We start from the raw sequence: 15,982 nt of genomic DNA, 5'->3' as shown, positions 1-15,982 counted from the left end.
ATTTGGGTATGATCACGGATGCGTTGTGGTCAGATTTTGATATGGACGGAAAAGTTGATCTCATACTTACCGGCGAATGGATGCCGGTAACTTTTTTAAAGAACACCGGCAGCGGTTTTAGTTCAGTAAATCAGTCGACAGGTATTGAAAAGCACGTAGGCTGGTGGAACAGTATAACTTCCGGCGACTTCGATAATGATGGAGATTTAGACTATGTAGCAGGGAATTTGGGTATAAATTCGCATTTTAAAGCTTCGTTTAAAGAACCTATGACGATTCTGGCGAATGACATAGATGACAATGGCAAATTAGACCCGATGATATTTTACTACGTAAAAGCTCAGGATGGTAGCAGAAAGCCTTTCCCTATGCATACACGGGATGACCTGATAAGCCAGGTGGTATCGATACGAAAACGTTATCCTACATTTAAATCATTTGGCCAGGCCGCTATGGATGATATATGGAGTAAACAGCAAAAAGAACAGGCAATTAGGATGGATGTAACGGATCTGAATACCAGCTATATTGAAAATAAGGGCAAGGGCAGGTTTACTATAAAAGCATTACCGATAGATGCTCAAATAGCGCCTGTCTACGGTATGCTCAGCAAAGATGTAAACGGGGATGGAAACCTGGACCTGCTCATGGTGGGTAATGATTATGGAATGGAGCCTCTTGGAGGACGACATGATGCTTTCATGGGCTTATGCTTGAAAGGTAATGGGAAAGGGGGCTTCACTGCTATGACCATTGCCGAAAGCGGATTTTTTATTAAAGGTGATGCGAAGGGCCTTGCAAGAATCCATACAGACAGCGGTGGAGAATTGATGCTGGCTACACAAAATCAGGATAATTTGCTGGTGTACTCACGGGAATCCGGGCAGGGCCAGATTAAGACCAACTGGATTAGCCTGAGGCCACATGATTTGTCTGCGGACATCATATTTAAGGACAATAAAAAGAGACGGGTCGAATTTTATTATGGGGATACCTACCTTTCGCAGTCCTCCAGAAAACTAGCCCTTGATAAAGGGGTTTTAAAAGTTGTGATAACAGATTATAAAGGAGATAAAAGAGACGCATTTAAATAACAACATATTTTGTTTAACCGTTGCTACTTGGTTATAGGCAAAATATTTCACTTCTTCACCTGTTGATTTTCTAAGGGTCGCTATCTGGTTTTCTTTGCAAAAAGCTGCATAAAAGCTACCCCACTGCTCGATTCAAAGGACTGAACTACGCCCGTTTCATGATGTAGACAGGATTATTTGTGAATGCTTCCTGCATATTATCCGATAATGGCTATATTGTGTCATAAATCTATTATGAAAGTTAAGTATTAAGATATATTATTACCCTATGAAGCATGTAATATCTAAATCGGCCATCCCGGAAACTAAAGCGTTTGTTATCAAGAAAATTGATGCTCCCTATTTCGATCCAACGTTTCACCTACACCCTGAGTTTCAGCTCTCCTTCGTGATAAAAGGTGAAGGAACCCGGTTTGTCGGCGACAATGCTAAATCCTTTCGGGCGGGCGACCTGGTGCTTACAGGTCCAAACCTTCCACATGTATGGCGGAGTGACAACAAGTATTTTGAAAAGAATAGCCAGCTGAGTACCACTGTAATTGTGATTTACTTCCATGATCATTTCCTTGGTGAGACATTGCATCAAAAAGAAGAAATGGAAAGTATTAACAGGCTCTTTCAGAAATCCGAGCGCGGCCTGGAAGTAATCGGGGCAACAAAAACAACTGTATGCAAAATGATGCGCGTTCTGCTCAACCTGACTGGTATGGACAGCATTCTCCACCTGCTTAAAATATTGGACGTTTTAGCAAAATCGAATGAATGCAATTTTATCACTCACAACCACCTCGCATCGTCTAACACCGAGGCAGAAACCAATCGCATGAATAAAGTGTACGGTTACGTGATGAAGAATTTCAGGCAAAAAATCAAACTGGAAGAAGTAGCAGCCTTAGTTAATATGACCCGGACATCCTTCAGCAGATACTTTAGATCTCGTGTAAATAAATCCTTTTCGGACTTCCTTAAGGAGATCAGGATAGAATATGCCTGCAAACTTCTCCATGAAGAAAAAATGAACATCGATTCTATAGGATACGAATGTGGCTTTCAAACATTATCTAACTTCAATAAGCAATTCAAGAATGTGATGAAGAAACAGCCGCATACATACAGGAATGAATACCTCCATGTATTAGCCGATTCATATAGGGATTAACATCAGGTCCGGGTTGGGCAAAGTGAGCCGATGTGTATTCGCACGTCACCAGGAGGTCATAAAGAGATTATTCATATTCCTCCTAAGACCATGCTTCTTTAGCTGAGGCGTTCTTTTATGCCCATGATCCAACAACCCTGAACAGGCAGGGACCAGACGTTGGCGACGATTATCGTTCTGCCGTGTTTTACAGGACACCCGCCGAAAGGTCCGTATTGGAAGATGTTATACGTAAGGTTACAAAGTCAGGACATTACAGCAATACTATCGTAACGCAGATTGTACCATTTAAAGTTATTTACCCGGCTGAAACCTATCACCAGGATTATTATAGAAATCATCCTAATAAATCTTACATACGACAGGTCTCCCTGCCTAAAGTAATGAAAATGAGGAAAAAGATGAATGACCAACTAAAGCCTGAATTCAGGGCTAAAAAAGTATAATATTGTAATTCAAAGGCCCAAACCTAAATTGAAAGTAAGCCGTATAGAAAATATTTATTCTTCATAATTCTTGACATTCAGGCTTTTCATACTTCATTATTTAATAGATTTACTCATCAGGCTATTAGAGAAATTATTTGAAAGAATAGTTAAAGAATAAAAAAAGCTATGCGTAATTCAAGAAGAAAATTTATTCACAACACCATGCTGCTGGGCGCCGGGATGAGCATGCCGCAAATACTAAGCGCTTCAGATTTTGGCCTCTTCACCAGAACTGCCAAAGCATCTGATCAAATCAATTTTGGACTTATTGGCTGTAAAGGCATGGGCTGGTCGAACATGAATGCACACCTGAAATTTCCTCAGGTGAATTGCATCGCTTTGGCAGATGTAGATCAAAGTGTGCTTGACCAGCGTACAGAAGATGTATTTAAGCTTCGTGGGAAGCGGCCAAAACAATACAGGGATTATCGTAAATTACTGGAAGACCCTGCCATTGATGTAGTTATTATTGGTACTCCCGATCACTGGCATTGCCTGAACATGGTCGACGCTGTTTCGGCAGGTAAACACGTATATGTTGAGAAACCGATAGCCAATACCATTGAGGAATGTCAGATCATGGTGAAAGCGCAGGAACGTTATGGAAAAATTGTCCAGGTGGGACAATGGCAGCGTTCCGGATCTCAATATGCTGAAGCAATCGACTATGTGAAGTCAGGCAAACTGGGTCAGATCAGACTCGTGAAGTGCTGGGCTTATCAGGGTTGGATGAAACCTGTTCCCAAATTGGCAAACAGTCCTGTCCCGGCAGGAGTTGATTATACAATGTGGTTAGGTCCGGCACCTAAACGCGATTTTAATCAGAACCGATTTCATTTTAATTTCAGATGGTTCTGGGATTACGCAGGTGGTCTGATGACCGATTGGGGTGTGCATGAAATCGATATCGCCTTATTTGCAATGGGCGTAAAAGCGCCGAAATCAGTCATGGCTTCTGGGGGAAAATTTGCTTACCCAAATGATGCTTCAGAAACTCCCGACACCCTTCAAACAGTATATGAGTATGATGGATTTAACATGCTCTGGGAGCATGCTACCGGAATAGATGGCGGCAATTATGGTTCTACCGAAGGAATCGCTTTTATTGGGAACAATGCAACCCTTGTGGTCAACCGTGGCGGTTGGAGAGTAATCCCGGAAACGGAAAATAAAGATGGGCAACGCATCAATAAAGTAGAGGAAAAAGCTGATCGCAAGCCGGAAAGGAATGCCCATGAAGCACATGCCAGTAATTTTCTGACTGCCATTGCCAATAATGATGCTCAGCATCTAAACTGCGGAATTCAAACCGGAAGCATTGCAGCAATCAATGCACAAATGGGTAATATTGCTTTTAAAACAGGCAAAAAGGTGTATTGGAATGCTGAAAAAAATGAATTTACTGATGACGGTGCCAATAAATTGATGAAAGCCCGCTATCATAATGGCTGGAAGGTCCCGAAAGTTTGATAAAACCTATTACTTGTAGCTAAGCAGTTTAAAGGACGCCTACTTTTCGATCGTTCTTACGAGCCGCCGGTTCTTTTCCATTATCACAACATGAAAGCCTCCTTGGTACGGACGCTACAATGCATCAATAGACATCTTTTTTCTTTATGGTATCAGTTGAAAGCGTCTTTAACACATACCCGCCAGAATCTATTCTGGTTTTAGGAAACATCCCTTCTAACACGGACCAGTTTCTTCGGTTAACCTGTGTTTGATAGAGATAGAGAAATCTCAATTGCTTTAGTCCTTGCAACTCCTTTAGCCCCACTTCAGTTACCTTTGTCCCAACCACATTGAGTGTATTCAACCGAGATAAGGTTTTGAGTGATGCTAAACTCTGGTCTGTTATTGACGTATTATTTAAGTGTAAAACGGTAAGGCCGGTACACTGGCCTAGAATTGAAAGAGATGAATCAGTTAGGGGTACACCGCCAAGCTTTAACCATATTAATTGCTTTTTTAATGGGAGCAGTAAGCGCAAGTCTGCATCGGTTATTTTAGTCGCTGTAATAAAATTAGCCATCAGATAATTACTATTTTTGGCCACAGGCAATATCAAAACACCTCTGGCATCTAAAGCAGTAAGTGACTTATTATCGGCTGCTTCAACGGTTTTTTGGGGAATAGTTGCGGGCGCTTCCTTTTTCGGTGGTGCATGTTGTAAAGCGAGTAGATACGATTTAATGTTTTCGGTTTGTTGTAAGTCTTTGACTTTCTTATCAAAACTAGCTCCCTGATCAATCCACCAACCAATAATGGCAATTTGCTTTTCGTCCAACTGTGGTTTTTCTTTTGGAGACATATGCTTCTTGTCTTCAGCGGGAAGCAGCAAGCGTTTAAGTAATTCACTTTCATTGGCCTTGCCAGGCACAATATTTACACCTTTCTTTCCACCTTTCATTAAAGAAGCTGGGCTATCCATCCGGAAACCACCTTTTTGCTTATTGGGGCCATGGCAGCCATAACATTTTATTTTCAGCATAGGCTGGATTACATCTGCGTAAGCGTTGGCCTCCTGAACATTGCCGATTGGTTTTATAATGGTCGATGTATCAGCAGAAGCTGAGAGCGAAAAGCTCAGATAATCGGTCCCATGGGTTAAAGAGCCCCCCAAATGCCCGGCAACACTAATTAAAATAAATAATGCCAGTGTTAGTACTTTATGAGAAATATTGAATGGGGAATAAACGATCTGTACATAAAGGAGAATAGATACACCTAATACACCTAATCCCATCCACATGTGCCAATCGATCAGATCGCCATCATAATCGCCGCTGTACGACAACAGATACCCTGTAACACATGCTACAAATGCAGATAAAACTCCGAACAGAACAACCAATTTTAACAAGGGCAGAGAAATTGAATACTGTTCTTTCTCAGATAACCAGATAAGTAAAATTGCAACGAATAAAACCCCGATAGGTAAATGGACTAATACGGGATGAAAATGGCCTAGAAATTCTATTAAGGAGGATAACACGATCAGGATTAGTTAGGAACTATAACGATTACGAAGAAGCTTAAGCATGTGAACATTGATTGCCCATTGATCTGCCAGCGGCTGACGGGTATAGGGCATTGCCGGCATATAGTCGACCGGACCGAATTCCGTTAGAAAAGTGATGCCTTTGCCATTCTTCCTTTTCATCTCCACAACTTTATCCCACCAGGCAAAATGTGCTTTAACGGCATACTCCCATTCAGGGGCACGGGGATCATTCACCTGAGGCCCTTCCGCATGACCAATTCGTGCATGAATATGATCGGTACGGCTAAGCGCGAGATTTACCGTATCTGTTTGATCCTCTAAGAAAGATTCGCTTACAGTACACCAGTGCGACAAGTCGGCTGTTAACCTCAATTCCGGGTTTTTTAGAATGAATTCTTTTGCCACAGGTGCAGAATACAGCATTCTCGACCGGTGGGTTTCATGACAGATAAGTAAATCAGCTTGTTTTGCTACGGATACAGTGAGGTCAATAAATGCTTTATTCTCCTGAAAGCTAAAATAATCCCGACCGGAGTGACAATTAATATATAACGGTTTTTGATTTTTGTTAAACGCTGCGGCATTAAGAGCTCCTTTAAAACTTTCCAGATGCTTTTTAGCGTTGCTTTGGTTTCCTCCACATAAAAATCCAACTTCTAAACTATATTTCTTTAGCGCAGCAAAAAGTTCATTTTGCTTGCTGACGCTTCCTGGCCACCAAACCTCAATGCCATCATAACCCGCTTTCTTAACTTTGTCGCAGAAGCTATCCATACTTCCATCAAAACCCCAACTCGTAGCAAGTATTTTCAAATCAAAATTCTTATCAGGAATGAATTCAGGCTTAGAATCTTCTGCAAGTACGTCGAGTTTAGATAGCAATAGACCTGTGGTTGCTGCAAGGGTCGTTTTAAGAAAAGTTCTCCTGCTGTCGGGTTTAGTCATTAATTAGTGGTGTTAATTTAACTTACAATGTCTTGTATTACTTTGCCGGAAACATCCGTCAATCTGAACGGTCTTCCCTGGAAATCAAATATAAATTTCTCATGATCAAAACCTAATTGGTTCAGAACAGTAGCTTGAATGTCATGTGGAGTTACTTTTCCATTAATCGTATAATAACCAATTTCGTCAGTTTCTCCATAGGTAACACCTTTTCGGATACCACCACCCGCCATCCACATGGTGCTTGCTTCCACGTGATGATCTCTTCCCTTAAATGGATTAGGTTTCCCGTTACGATTCTCCATCATCGGTGTTCTGCCAAATTCTCCCCCCCAAACCACCAGCGTATCTTCCAACAATCCTCTTTGTTTCAGATCCAAAATTAAGGCTGTAATCGGCTTATCAACTTCGCGGGATTTGTTAACCAGACCGACATCAATAGACGAGTTTTCAGCTGTTCCATGTGTATCCCAACCCCAATCATAAAGTTGAATAAAACGAACACCTTTTTCTACTAATTTCCGCGCCAGCAAAACATTGTTTGCAAAACAGGCCTTACCGGGCTGTGTGCCATACATTTCATGGATATACTGAGGCTCGTCATTAATATTCATTACTTCGGGAACTGAGATCTGCATTTTATAAGCCATCTCATATTGAGATACGCGAGAAAGGATTTCCGGATCTGCGTACTCCTTATACTCTTCTTCGTTTACCTGATTAATAGCATTGATAGAGGCTCTACGTAAATCGCGATCCATTCCTTCCGGATCTTTTATGAACAACACTGGCTCACCTTCGCTCCGGCATTGAACACCCTGGTAAACTGAAGGCAGGAAGCCGCTGCCCCAAACGCTTTTTCCTGCATCGGGAAATTTACCACCCGAGGTAAGCACTACGAATCCGGGTAAATTTTGATTTTCGGTTCCTAATCCGTAAGTCACCCAGGCACCCATGCTTGGCCGACCTAAACGCGCTCCACCAGTTTGCATAAGTAATTGAGCTGGTCCGTGGTTAAACTGATCGGTTGTTACTCCTTTTAAAATACTCACTTCATCTACAATGGTAGAAAAGTGCGGCAACAATTCGCTTACCCAGGTTCGGTTTTCGCCATACTGCGCAAACTTTGCCTGCGGACCCATCATTTTAGGCACACCTTGAATAAAGGCAAAGCGCTTACCTTCTAACAAGGACCGCGGACAAAGTTGTCCATCAAGTTTCATTAGTTCCGGCTTGTAATCGAACAGCTCCAATTGCGATGGAGCACCGGCCATGTGTAAATAAATGACACTTTTGGCCCTTCCGGGAAACATAGGCATTTTAGGTGCCAGCGGGTGTGCCGGATCGAATGTATTCGGATTGGAAGACTCGCTAGCGCCAAAGCCACAGCTCCCCATTAGAGAACCCAAGGCAAGAGCCCCAAAACCCATAGCACTTTCTTTCAGAAAATGCCGCCTTGTTACTTGCCTAATAGCTGCGGCCTGTGCTTCTTTTACCAGCCGCTGATTATGAAGTTCGTTCCTGGTCATTTAATTATAGCTATCAAATGTTGAATTTACCTTGCAGATTAAATCCCTAATTTTTTGTGATCAATTCATCCAGATTAAGCATTGCGTTAGCAACCACCGTAAGCGCAGCAATTTCTGGGGCTACGGCTACTTTTTTAGTGCCCATCATTTCTGCGGCTTTGTAGGGATCTTTTTTATACTTCTTGAAAGCGTTTTGATACAAGTGGTCGAGGATATTCAGCTTCTTAGCAGAAATGGGCTTCAGCATCATAATCTCATAGCCTCTACTAATTTGCGATTTTACATCATTTTTCTTAATCGCTTCATGCTGCATCCGGTAAGCAAAACTTCTGGAAGCCTGTATAAATACTGAATCGTTAAGAGTAACCAAAGCTTGTAAGGGTGTATTAGTTCTTATTCTTCTGGAAGTACAAACTTCACGCCCGGCACCATCAAATGTGATCATTGTTGGATAAGGTGCTGTACGTTTCCAGTAGGTGTAAATGGCACGCCGGTGCGCGTCATCTCCTTGACTAAGTGCCCAGGTTCGACCATTATATGGCGACATCCATATTCCTTCCGGCTGCCACGGCATCACCCCGGGACCATACATTTTTAATTTCAATAAACCACTCAAAGCAAGCGCCTGATCTCTGACCTGTTCACCAGAAAGGCGCACGCGCGGGCCTCTGGCAAGAAATTTATTGTAAGGGTCTTTTTCTATTAACCCGGGTCTTACTTTGCTATCCTGCTGATACGTGGCAGACATGACCATTTCCTTGAGTAATTTTTTAACACTCCAGTTATAATCGTTCATAAATTTATAAGAAAGATAATCAAGCAGTTCCTTGTTACTTGGTGACATACCCTGCGTCCCCATGTCCTCTAGTGTTTCCACCAAACCAACGCCATAAAGCTGCTCCCACAAGCGATTCACCATGGTTCTCGCCGTAAGCGGATTGTCTTTACTGGTAAGCCACATGGCTAAGCCCAGACGGTTACGCGGAGCATTACCCGGAAATGGATTTAAAGATCCAGGAACATCTGGCTTAACTTCTTTTCCTTTTACAAGCCAGTTACCTCGTTCAAATATATTGGTAGTACGCTGCAGGTCAGCTGGGTTATCCAACATTATTGGCGTTCCTTCGACTTTCAGTTTTAACAATTGCCAAAAGGTTTTTTCCATACTGGCATAGCCTTCAAGACCATTACCGGGCAAGGGCTGGGTAAAATGAAACCAGTCGAACGTTAAAGCGTTTTCATCAGGTTTCAGGTTCGGATTGCTGTAGCTGAAAAATAGATCATGCACACCGGCCACTTGCGGAAAATCTATCCTCGCAAGCGTCCACTCTTTTACCGGAGAAATTGACATGGTTGTTAGTATAGGTCCATTCGGTTTATCTAGGTGGATTGTCCATTTCCCTCCTACTTTAGAACTATTGTAACGATAAATTAGCCGGCTTTTCTGCTCCAGGTTAACACCTTTTAATCTGGCCGAACCTTTATTGCGAAAACCGAGATGTTTAGTATCCAAAAGTGCGCTGTTTATAAGCTGATCAGCCTGTATGGAATTTATGGCTGGCTGCCAGGTTTTAAGTAAGAGCCGGGTTTGTTTGGCCTGCACCGGATACCCATTTTTGCTTAGCCAATTGGTAACATATTCCACCTTAGAACTATCGTTAGGCAAATAATGTCGCAAAACGGGATATTCTGCATAGGTGTCTTCGTCCCGGGAGTTGTTAAAGAAAGCCAGGAATTTATAGTACTCCTCATGCTTAAATGGATCATAAGGATGGCTATGGCACTGCACACAGGCAAACGTTGTACTTAATACACCATCCCAGGTTGCACTCACCCGATCCATAACGGCAGCTGTTCTAAATTCTTCATTATCGGTACCGCCTTCGTCGTTGGTCATGGTGTTGCGATGAAAAGCGGTAGCGATATACTGCATCTCGGTAGGATTTTCCATTAAATCGCCCGCCAGTTGTTCGGCTAAAAACTGATCATAAGGCTTATCGCTATTAAATGCCTCAATCAACCAATCTCTATATCTCCAGATGTTTCTGCTATCATCGCGTTCGTATCCTTTTGTATCAGCATACCGGGCCAGATCAAGCCACAGCGAAGTCCACTTTTCCCCAAACTGCGGCGATGCCAGTAAGGAATTAACTGCTTGTTCATATGCTTTATCATCGGTATTACTTAAAAATTGCTTACTAAGATCATCAGATGGCGGAAGACCGGTCAGATCCAAACTTAGCCGCCTTAATAAAGTTGCTTTATCTGCCCGTGGGGATGGTTCAAGGGCCTCCTTTTTTAATCGGTCGTAAATAAAATAGTCGATATCATTTTTAGCCCATTCCAGGTCCGGCGCACGGAACAAGCCCCATAAAGCACCCTTTGGTTTATGTACTTCAACGGGTTGAACAGGCATATACGCCCAGTGCTCGCCCCATTTTGCACCCTGCTTTATCCAGGTGCTTAACAAATCTATCTCATCCTTACTTAAAGGGGGGTGCTTATAAGGCATCCGCTCCTCCGGGTCTTTTGCTTTAAGCCTGCGAATCATTTCGCTGGCGCCCGGATCTCCCGGAATGATAGCCGGCTTTCCCGACTCCGTTTTTGCGAGGGCTTCTTCCCGGAATAAAACGCTAAAACCGCCACGCTGTTTAACTCCGCCATGGCAGCTTATGCAGTTTTTATTTAAAATGGGCTTAACCTGGGTACTAAAATCAACTGTATTATCGCCAAAGCTGGAAACAATTATAACAACAACTACAGTTAAAGCGATAGCTGAAATAAGGAACTTTTTATTTTTCCAAAGCTTCATGATGGTTGGTTTGGTGTTTTGTTTCTAAGTGTGTGATTGTGAACATATAAAAATAACAATATAGTTAGTAATAATTCAAAAAACAGTCTAACGTTTGCTCCTGCCTTTGTTTAACCATTCTGATGTATTTCGCTCTTTGTATTTGGGTTAATCATCACGGCTTCGGAGAAAACCTATTCGATGCTAAGATCGAGCTTCAATTAATAAAGGCCCACACTTTATCTCCCTTTTTATATGGGATAATGCTTCTAAAATTTCCCGGTATCGGATCATAGCGTAAGGCTCTCGTGGCCCCAATCTCGCTGGTAAAGTATCCCTTTAAGGTTAACTGGTTGATTTTTTGGAAAGCGGAAATCGCTAAATCAGATTGATCTTTATCATTGCCAATAGGAATATATTTATCTAAACCGTTTACATAGTCGAGCTTTTCTTTAGCAGATAAATTTGCAATATCCTGATGATATTTTTCTTTACCCAATACCTGCAGATGGTGCCAGCCATCCATAAATTTAATCCTGTTCTCTTCGCTGGTACAATCCTTAATTATTACCTTAATATATTTACCCGTATCAGCTGCTTTCGCTCCCGGAATAGCATGTATTGGAATGCTGAAAAAAATGAATTTACTGATGCCGGTGCCAATCAGTTGATGAAAGCCCGCTATCATAATGGCTGGCAGTTACCTAAAGTTTGAAAAACGTGAAATGCGAGTTAAGAATATGAGATAGTTTGCGGATAACGACTATTTCATGAGTCATATAGAGGCTTTGTTCCAGCGCATGTTAATCGAAATGTTTTTCTTTGATGTGCTTCATATTTTGGCTGACGCATCCATTAAAGCAATCCGCGAGGCTGAAATAATTGCACCGCTCCCGGTATCCTGAACAAAGCCGATAATTTCCCAACTGCTAGAGTCAAATCCGGTGGGAAGTTTTATTGATACTTGAGCTTTGGCTGGCACCACTTGTTGCAAACTACGAACAATATTGGTATGTGAGAGCGTTCGACCGGCATTCTCGCCCCTGCTTACACGTATGCTGGCGGCTTTTTGAACGCAAGCCAGATACAGAGCCGTTCCTTTTGCAGGAGAATATCCAGTATAGATAAGTGCGCTAGTGGCAGTGAACTGTTTGACCGAAAGTATAAGTTCAGGTGACTTGCTGGAAAGCGCCTGCTGCAAAGCTTTACGGAAACTTCGTTCATCTGATCCAACAAACTCTGTTTTGCCATTTACGACCACTTGCGGTGTATAAACGTTTCCCTTTTTCATCCAACTGGCGTACTGACGCTGCCTTTGCGACCACAATGGGCTGCTAAAGCTATCTTTCCAGCCGAGCCGATCCCAATAATCTACATGGTAAGCGAGCACATAAACAGGTTTACCATTGCTTTCGCGCTGGATCTTTGCCGTTAGCTCATCGGCAGACGGACAGCTTGAGCATCCCTCGGATGTAAAAAGCTCAACCAATGCAAACGATTTTTCGGCTATAGGCCTTCTGTCGCCCCTGACAAATGCCAAGCTTGCCGCAAGCATTGCTACAGCAAAAAAGATAATAACAAGGAAAGTTTTCATAATATACTAGTCTTTACACTTTCTTAGTAGCAAAAACTCGTACTTCCTTACAACAAAATGAAAATTTATCAAAACACCGAAATAAACTCAAAACGACAATAGGTCAAAAAGCATTAGAATCCAGCATATTAAAATAAACAGAAGGAAAGAATGAAACGATCGATTTTAGCAACAGGAATAGCATTAATGATGATCGTTTCCTGCCAGCAGAAGCCTGAAAATAACGATAAGGCAACAGAGAGGACTTTTGTTGCCGGAATTGACAGCAACGGTTACAATAATTTGACTGAAGATCAGGAAGCGGTAATTGTTGGCAAGGGTACGGAAAGGCCTTTTAGTGGCGAATATGTTAAAGATATGGGCGAAGGCTTATATGTTTGTGCCCGATGTAATGAGCCTTTATACACTTCTAAAACGAAGTTCGACGGCCATTGCGGCTGGCCAAGCTTCGATGAGGAAATTACGGGCAAAGTAAAACGCCTCCCCGATCCTGACGGAATGCGTACAGAGATCCAATGTGAGAAATGCGGCGCGCACCTGGGCCACGTTTTCCTTGGTGAAGGTTTTACGGCAAAGGATACACGTCACTGTGTCAATTCCGTTTCCTTAAAGTTTATACCAGCTGCTGAAGTAAAAAGTAAAAGTCAATCGTAAGAAAATGAAATAGATCATATTTATATTGCTATGCGTTAGTTTAGTTAGTGCATCAGCTTATTCTCAAAAAAAGGTAGAATTGAAAAAGGCAACTTTTGGAATGGGATGCTTTTGGTGAGTTACTCAGATAGTTGCTGGCCAGCGTTTTTACAAGGCCGAATATTATCACCAGAATTATTATAATCTTAACGGCCGTGAGCCTTATTGCCGCCTGGTGATCCTGCCGAAAGTTGAGAAGCTGGAGAAATTATTTAAGGATAAGCTGAATTAACGTTCTTATTAAAGCCAGCTCAGAATATCGCCGTGGGGCTTCAACCCTATTTATCGTCTATCTTTTTGAGCAGGGTTTCAACTTTACTCCGGATTACTTCAATGGGAAGGTCAGCATTGGGATCGATTCGAAATGACTCGTAGATATCTTTTGGCTTCACACCCTCAACCGTTTTCTGGACACTTTTATCAAGGCAAAAACCGATCATCAGCTTTTTACCATTTAGCCACAAATAGCCCAGTTTTTTACCTTTATATTGAAAAAATGGAATTTGAAACTTACGCTCGGTAGTAATTAAAGGATCGACAGACAGAATTAGCTGTCTTAAGGCTAGCAAACAGCTTTGGAAAGGCTCAGATTTGCTCAGGTAATAGCTTTCCAGTGTCTTCTCTTTCATTTGGTAATTTGCCTTCGGGGTATGTCATTTACTTTTAGTGACATATTTCCAGTGCCTGATCTTTCCTTCTGCCATCCATTCCACAGCAGATTCCAGTCGTGATTTACGGGTAGCTTCGGTTTTAGCTCCAGTTATCCACTCCACATATTCTTTTTTATTTGACGGGCTGAAACTCTCAAAGGTTTTCATCGCGGCCGGGTTGGCTCCCAGAGCTTCTATTATATCGTCAGCAACAACACTGTCCTTTTTTAATTCTGTTTTGGGCTTTGATGGCACTTTCACTCCTTCCCTATTAAGCTGGGCAGCCTCTTTTATATATTCGTTCAGAATCGTGTCAGAAGGCAGATCGGAGACATCGATAATTTGACCCATACTACCCATCGCTGTTTTCCCGATGGTCTGCAGCAGGTTATGAGGGTCATTCATTAGCGATGCTTTCCAGAAACCAAATGAACAATGTTTTTTGAAGGAGGCCATACTGCAAAGTATTTCACCGCTATATTCAAAATGAGGGAAGCTCCACTTCATGGTTTCCGTAACATCCGGACAACTTTCGTGGATAAGATGTCTAAGATGAATCAAAATAGGCTGGGCAAACGAGACAGAATTAGCTATATACTCATCTATTCGTGGATCCTGGTTTTTCATATCGATTGGTTAGTTTTCGACCTTGATTTAAATATCGGAAATTTTTGAAAACGGTGCGCTCGATTCTTTGTTCCCATGCATTTAATTTACGAAAAAGCTCGGAAACATAAAAAAAAGAGGCTGCCTGCTTTTGAGACAGCCTCCTTTGAAAGTTATTGATAGAAGTGAATCACCGAATAAGGTGGCAGTGTCACATCAGATTTCGTGTCAGTAGACGAAATGATTAAAGCCGGATCTATTGAAGCGAGGTCGTTTTTATACCCCACCTTTTGCAAGGTTGCAGTTCCGGTGGTAAATATATTGGATCCTAAATTTATATGTTTATCCGTGGCTGATAGATTAATTAGAACAACATGTGGTGTGCCGGCACTTGTTTTAAATAAATAACCCTGAACTACTGCTTTTACACCATCGGGTAATTTAGGCATTGCCGTCCCGCCAAAAGCGATTCGGGTAGCAGAGGTGGCGTCCTTAGTGGCTTCCATAAAAGGCTTTAATGCAAGCGCACGGTTATAAAGCCTCCTGCCCCCAACAATTTCAGCGTTTGTTTTCACCTGGTTATTAAACTGAAACTGTAAATTCATTGCTGCATTTCCTCTATCATATAGATGCACAACTGAGAATGCTTCTACTAAGGCCTGTCCCCACTCCTTTTCTCCTGACGGATCACCATCAAAAGCCCCATCCCAGTTTGCATTATTTTCAGTATACCATATTTTCCATGGAGAAGCGGCCTGTATAAAGCTAGCATCGGCACCGCTACTCGAAAAATTAGAGTTAACTGTCTGGTACCAGTCTACTAATTTATTTTGAAAATTTGCTTCAGTATAAGTGGCAGGTTCAATAAATGCTTCATAGGAATGCATTGTAACGTATCCTACTTTATTTTTATCAATTGTTGTTTTTAAGGAACTATTCCAGTTAATTCTCCTGCTATCGCCACCAGACTTGCATGAAGCAGTTGCCGCTATTCTTAAATTCACGGGTAGATTTAGTTGCGTATCGTTTATAAGCTTATTTGCAATATAATTCGCTGCTGTACCATGTGCACCTCCATCAGGAAAAGCTTCAACAACATAGGTTATCGGAAAATAATATTCATTCCCGAGTTCAATAAAGCGGATTGTAATCGGGTCAGTGCCCGATTTCGCTCTTAAGAGCATCGCTTTAAATCTGGCATATCTATCGTCAAGCATAGCGTACCAGTCTGCAGAGCGTGCATTTCCATTTACGGGCCTGTTCCAACCCTGTGGAGATTCATAAAAATCCCTACCGGGTGTAACCATATTCATATGGAAAACAACGTTTACGCTCTCGCCAGATGTTCCGCCTTTAGCACCATATTTTAAATCATTCACTGAGTTTACAAGTATGCCGTTGCCGTTGCTACCGGTAATTCCATTTTCTA

General features: G+C 42.1%; 14 protein-coding genes and 1 pseudogene. 6 read left to right on the top strand and 9 right to left on the bottom strand.

Going from position 1 to position 15,982, the window contains the following annotated elements:
- From WKF69_RS05250 to WKF69_RS05235, 4 genes and pseudogenes are all read left to right on the top strand, one after another.
- Positions 1-1,094 (top strand): VCBS repeat-containing protein (locus tag WKF69_RS05250; protein WP_340380087.1); only part of this gene is annotated, 1,094 nt, incomplete at its 5' end.
- A 268-nt stretch (positions 1,095-1,362) separates the two neighbouring features.
- Positions 1,363-2,253 carry an AraC family transcriptional regulator gene (locus WKF69_RS05245; RefSeq protein WP_340380085.1) on the top strand — a complete coding sequence of 297 codons (891 nt, stop codon included), beginning with the start codon at positions 1,363-1,365 and terminating at the stop codon, positions 2,251-2,253.
- 104 nt (positions 2,254-2,357) lie between these two features.
- Positions 2,358-2,699 (top strand): annotated as a pseudogene (locus WKF69_RS05240) (peptide-methionine (S)-S-oxide reductase); the annotation flags it as partial.
- Positions 2,700-2,867: 168 nt separating this feature from the next.
- Entirely contained in the window at positions 2,868-4,211 is a 1,344-nt protein-coding gene (locus WKF69_RS05235) for a Gfo/Idh/MocA family oxidoreductase (protein ID WP_340380083.1), read from the top strand.
- A gap of 124 nt (positions 4,212-4,335) precedes the next feature.
- Here WKF69_RS05235 and WKF69_RS05230 read toward each other — a convergent pair whose 3' ends face one another.
- The 6 genes from WKF69_RS05230 to WKF69_RS05205 all read right to left on the bottom strand — a co-directional run bounded on the left by WKF69_RS05230 (position 4,336) and on the right by WKF69_RS05205 (position 12,604).
- Positions 4,336-5,604, bottom strand: a complete 1,269-nt coding sequence (locus WKF69_RS05230; RefSeq protein WP_340380081.1) for a c-type cytochrome domain-containing protein — start codon at positions 5,602-5,604, stop codon at positions 4,336-4,338.
- 144 nt (positions 5,605-5,748) lie between these two features.
- Entirely contained in the window at positions 5,749-6,690 is a 942-nt protein-coding gene (locus WKF69_RS05225; protein WP_340380079.1) for a sugar phosphate isomerase/epimerase, read from the bottom strand.
- A gap of 17 nt (positions 6,691-6,707) precedes the next feature.
- Positions 6,708-8,219: a DUF1501 domain-containing protein gene (locus WKF69_RS05220; RefSeq protein ID WP_340380077.1), complete on the bottom strand. Its 1,512-nt coding sequence runs from the start codon at positions 8,217-8,219 to the stop codon at positions 6,708-6,710.
- A gap of 46 nt (positions 8,220-8,265) precedes the next feature.
- A complete protein-coding gene (locus WKF69_RS05215; RefSeq protein WP_340380074.1) occupies positions 8,266-11,031 on the bottom strand; it encodes a DUF1553 domain-containing protein in 2,766 nt (921 codons plus the stop codon).
- Between the two features lie 196 nt (positions 11,032-11,227).
- Positions 11,228-11,698 carry a gluconate 2-dehydrogenase subunit 3 family protein gene (locus WKF69_RS05210; RefSeq protein WP_340380071.1) on the bottom strand — a complete coding sequence of 157 codons (471 nt, stop codon included), beginning with the start codon at positions 11,696-11,698 and terminating at the stop codon, positions 11,228-11,230.
- A 144-nt stretch (positions 11,699-11,842) separates the two neighbouring features.
- Complete coding sequence (locus WKF69_RS05205) at positions 11,843-12,604, bottom strand: DUF1223 domain-containing protein (RefSeq protein ID WP_340380069.1); 762 nt, start codon at positions 12,602-12,604, stop codon at positions 11,843-11,845.
- Positions 12,605-12,754: 150 nt separating this feature from the next.
- On the opposite strand from WKF69_RS05205, the gene WKF69_RS05200 reads away from it, so the two are divergent.
- Positions 12,755-13,258: a methionine-R-sulfoxide reductase gene (locus tag WKF69_RS05200; protein WP_340380067.1), complete on the top strand. Its 504-nt coding sequence runs from the start codon at positions 12,755-12,757 to the stop codon at positions 13,256-13,258.
- Positions 13,259-13,385: 127 nt separating this feature from the next.
- Positions 13,386-13,529, top strand: a complete 144-nt coding sequence (locus WKF69_RS05195) for a hypothetical protein (RefSeq protein WP_340380091.1) — start codon at positions 13,386-13,388, stop codon at positions 13,527-13,529.
- Positions 13,530-13,575: 46 nt separating this feature from the next.
- Here the strand turns inward: WKF69_RS05195 and WKF69_RS05190 are convergent, their stop codons facing one another.
- The 3 genes from WKF69_RS05190 to WKF69_RS05180 form a co-directional block, all read right to left on the bottom strand.
- The gene (locus tag WKF69_RS05190) at positions 13,576-13,926 is read right to left on the bottom strand and encodes a DUF1801 domain-containing protein (protein WP_340380065.1); all 351 of its coding nucleotides are present in this window, start codon (positions 13,924-13,926) and stop codon (positions 13,576-13,578) included.
- 24 nt (positions 13,927-13,950) lie between these two features.
- The gene (locus WKF69_RS05185) at positions 13,951-14,574 is read right to left on the bottom strand and encodes a YdeI/OmpD-associated family protein (RefSeq protein ID WP_340380064.1); all 624 of its coding nucleotides are present in this window, start codon (positions 14,572-14,574) and stop codon (positions 13,951-13,953) included.
- Positions 14,575-14,726: 152 nt separating this feature from the next.
- Positions 14,727-15,982 (bottom strand): hypothetical protein (locus WKF69_RS05180; RefSeq protein ID WP_340380062.1); only part of this gene is annotated, 1,256 nt, incomplete at its 5' end.

This window comes from Daejeonella sp. (assembly GCF_037719425.1).
In the GTDB taxonomy this organism is placed as follows: domain Bacteria; phylum Bacteroidota; class Bacteroidia; order Sphingobacteriales; family Sphingobacteriaceae; genus Daejeonella.
This window is presented reverse-complemented; position numbering and strand designations above follow the sequence as displayed.

Excerpts from the sequence above, each read along its gene's own strand:
- WKF69_RS05235 (WP_340380083.1), top strand. The coding sequence starts at position 2,868 with ATGCGTAATTCAAGAAGAAAATTTATTCACAACACCATGCTGCTGGGC.
- WKF69_RS05205 (WP_340380069.1), bottom strand. The coding sequence starts at position 12,604 with ATGAAAACTTTCCTTGTTATTATCTTTTTTGCTGTAGCAATGCTTGCG.
- WKF69_RS05185 (WP_340380064.1), bottom strand. The coding sequence starts at position 14,574 with ATGAAAAACCAGGATCCACGAATAGATGAGTATATAGCTAATTCTGTC.
- WKF69_RS05220 (WP_340380077.1), bottom strand. The coding sequence starts at position 8,219 with ATGACCAGGAACGAACTTCATAATCAGCGGCTGGTAAAAGAAGCACAG.
- WKF69_RS05245 (WP_340380085.1), top strand. The coding sequence starts at position 1,363 with ATGAAGCATGTAATATCTAAATCGGCCATCCCGGAAACTAAAGCGTTT.
- WKF69_RS05210 (WP_340380071.1), bottom strand. The coding sequence starts at position 11,698 with ATGATAGCGGGCTTTCATCAACTGATTGGCACCGGCATCAGTAAATTC.
- WKF69_RS05215 (WP_340380074.1), bottom strand. The coding sequence starts at position 11,031 with ATGAAGCTTTGGAAAAATAAAAAGTTCCTTATTTCAGCTATCGCTTTA.
- WKF69_RS05190 (WP_340380065.1), bottom strand. The coding sequence starts at position 13,926 with ATGAAAGAGAAGACACTGGAAAGCTATTACCTGAGCAAATCTGAGCCT.
- WKF69_RS05200 (WP_340380067.1), top strand. The coding sequence starts at position 12,755 with ATGAAACGATCGATTTTAGCAACAGGAATAGCATTAATGATGATCGTT.
- WKF69_RS05225 (WP_340380079.1), bottom strand. The coding sequence starts at position 6,690 with ATGACTAAACCCGACAGCAGGAGAACTTTTCTTAAAACGACCCTTGCA.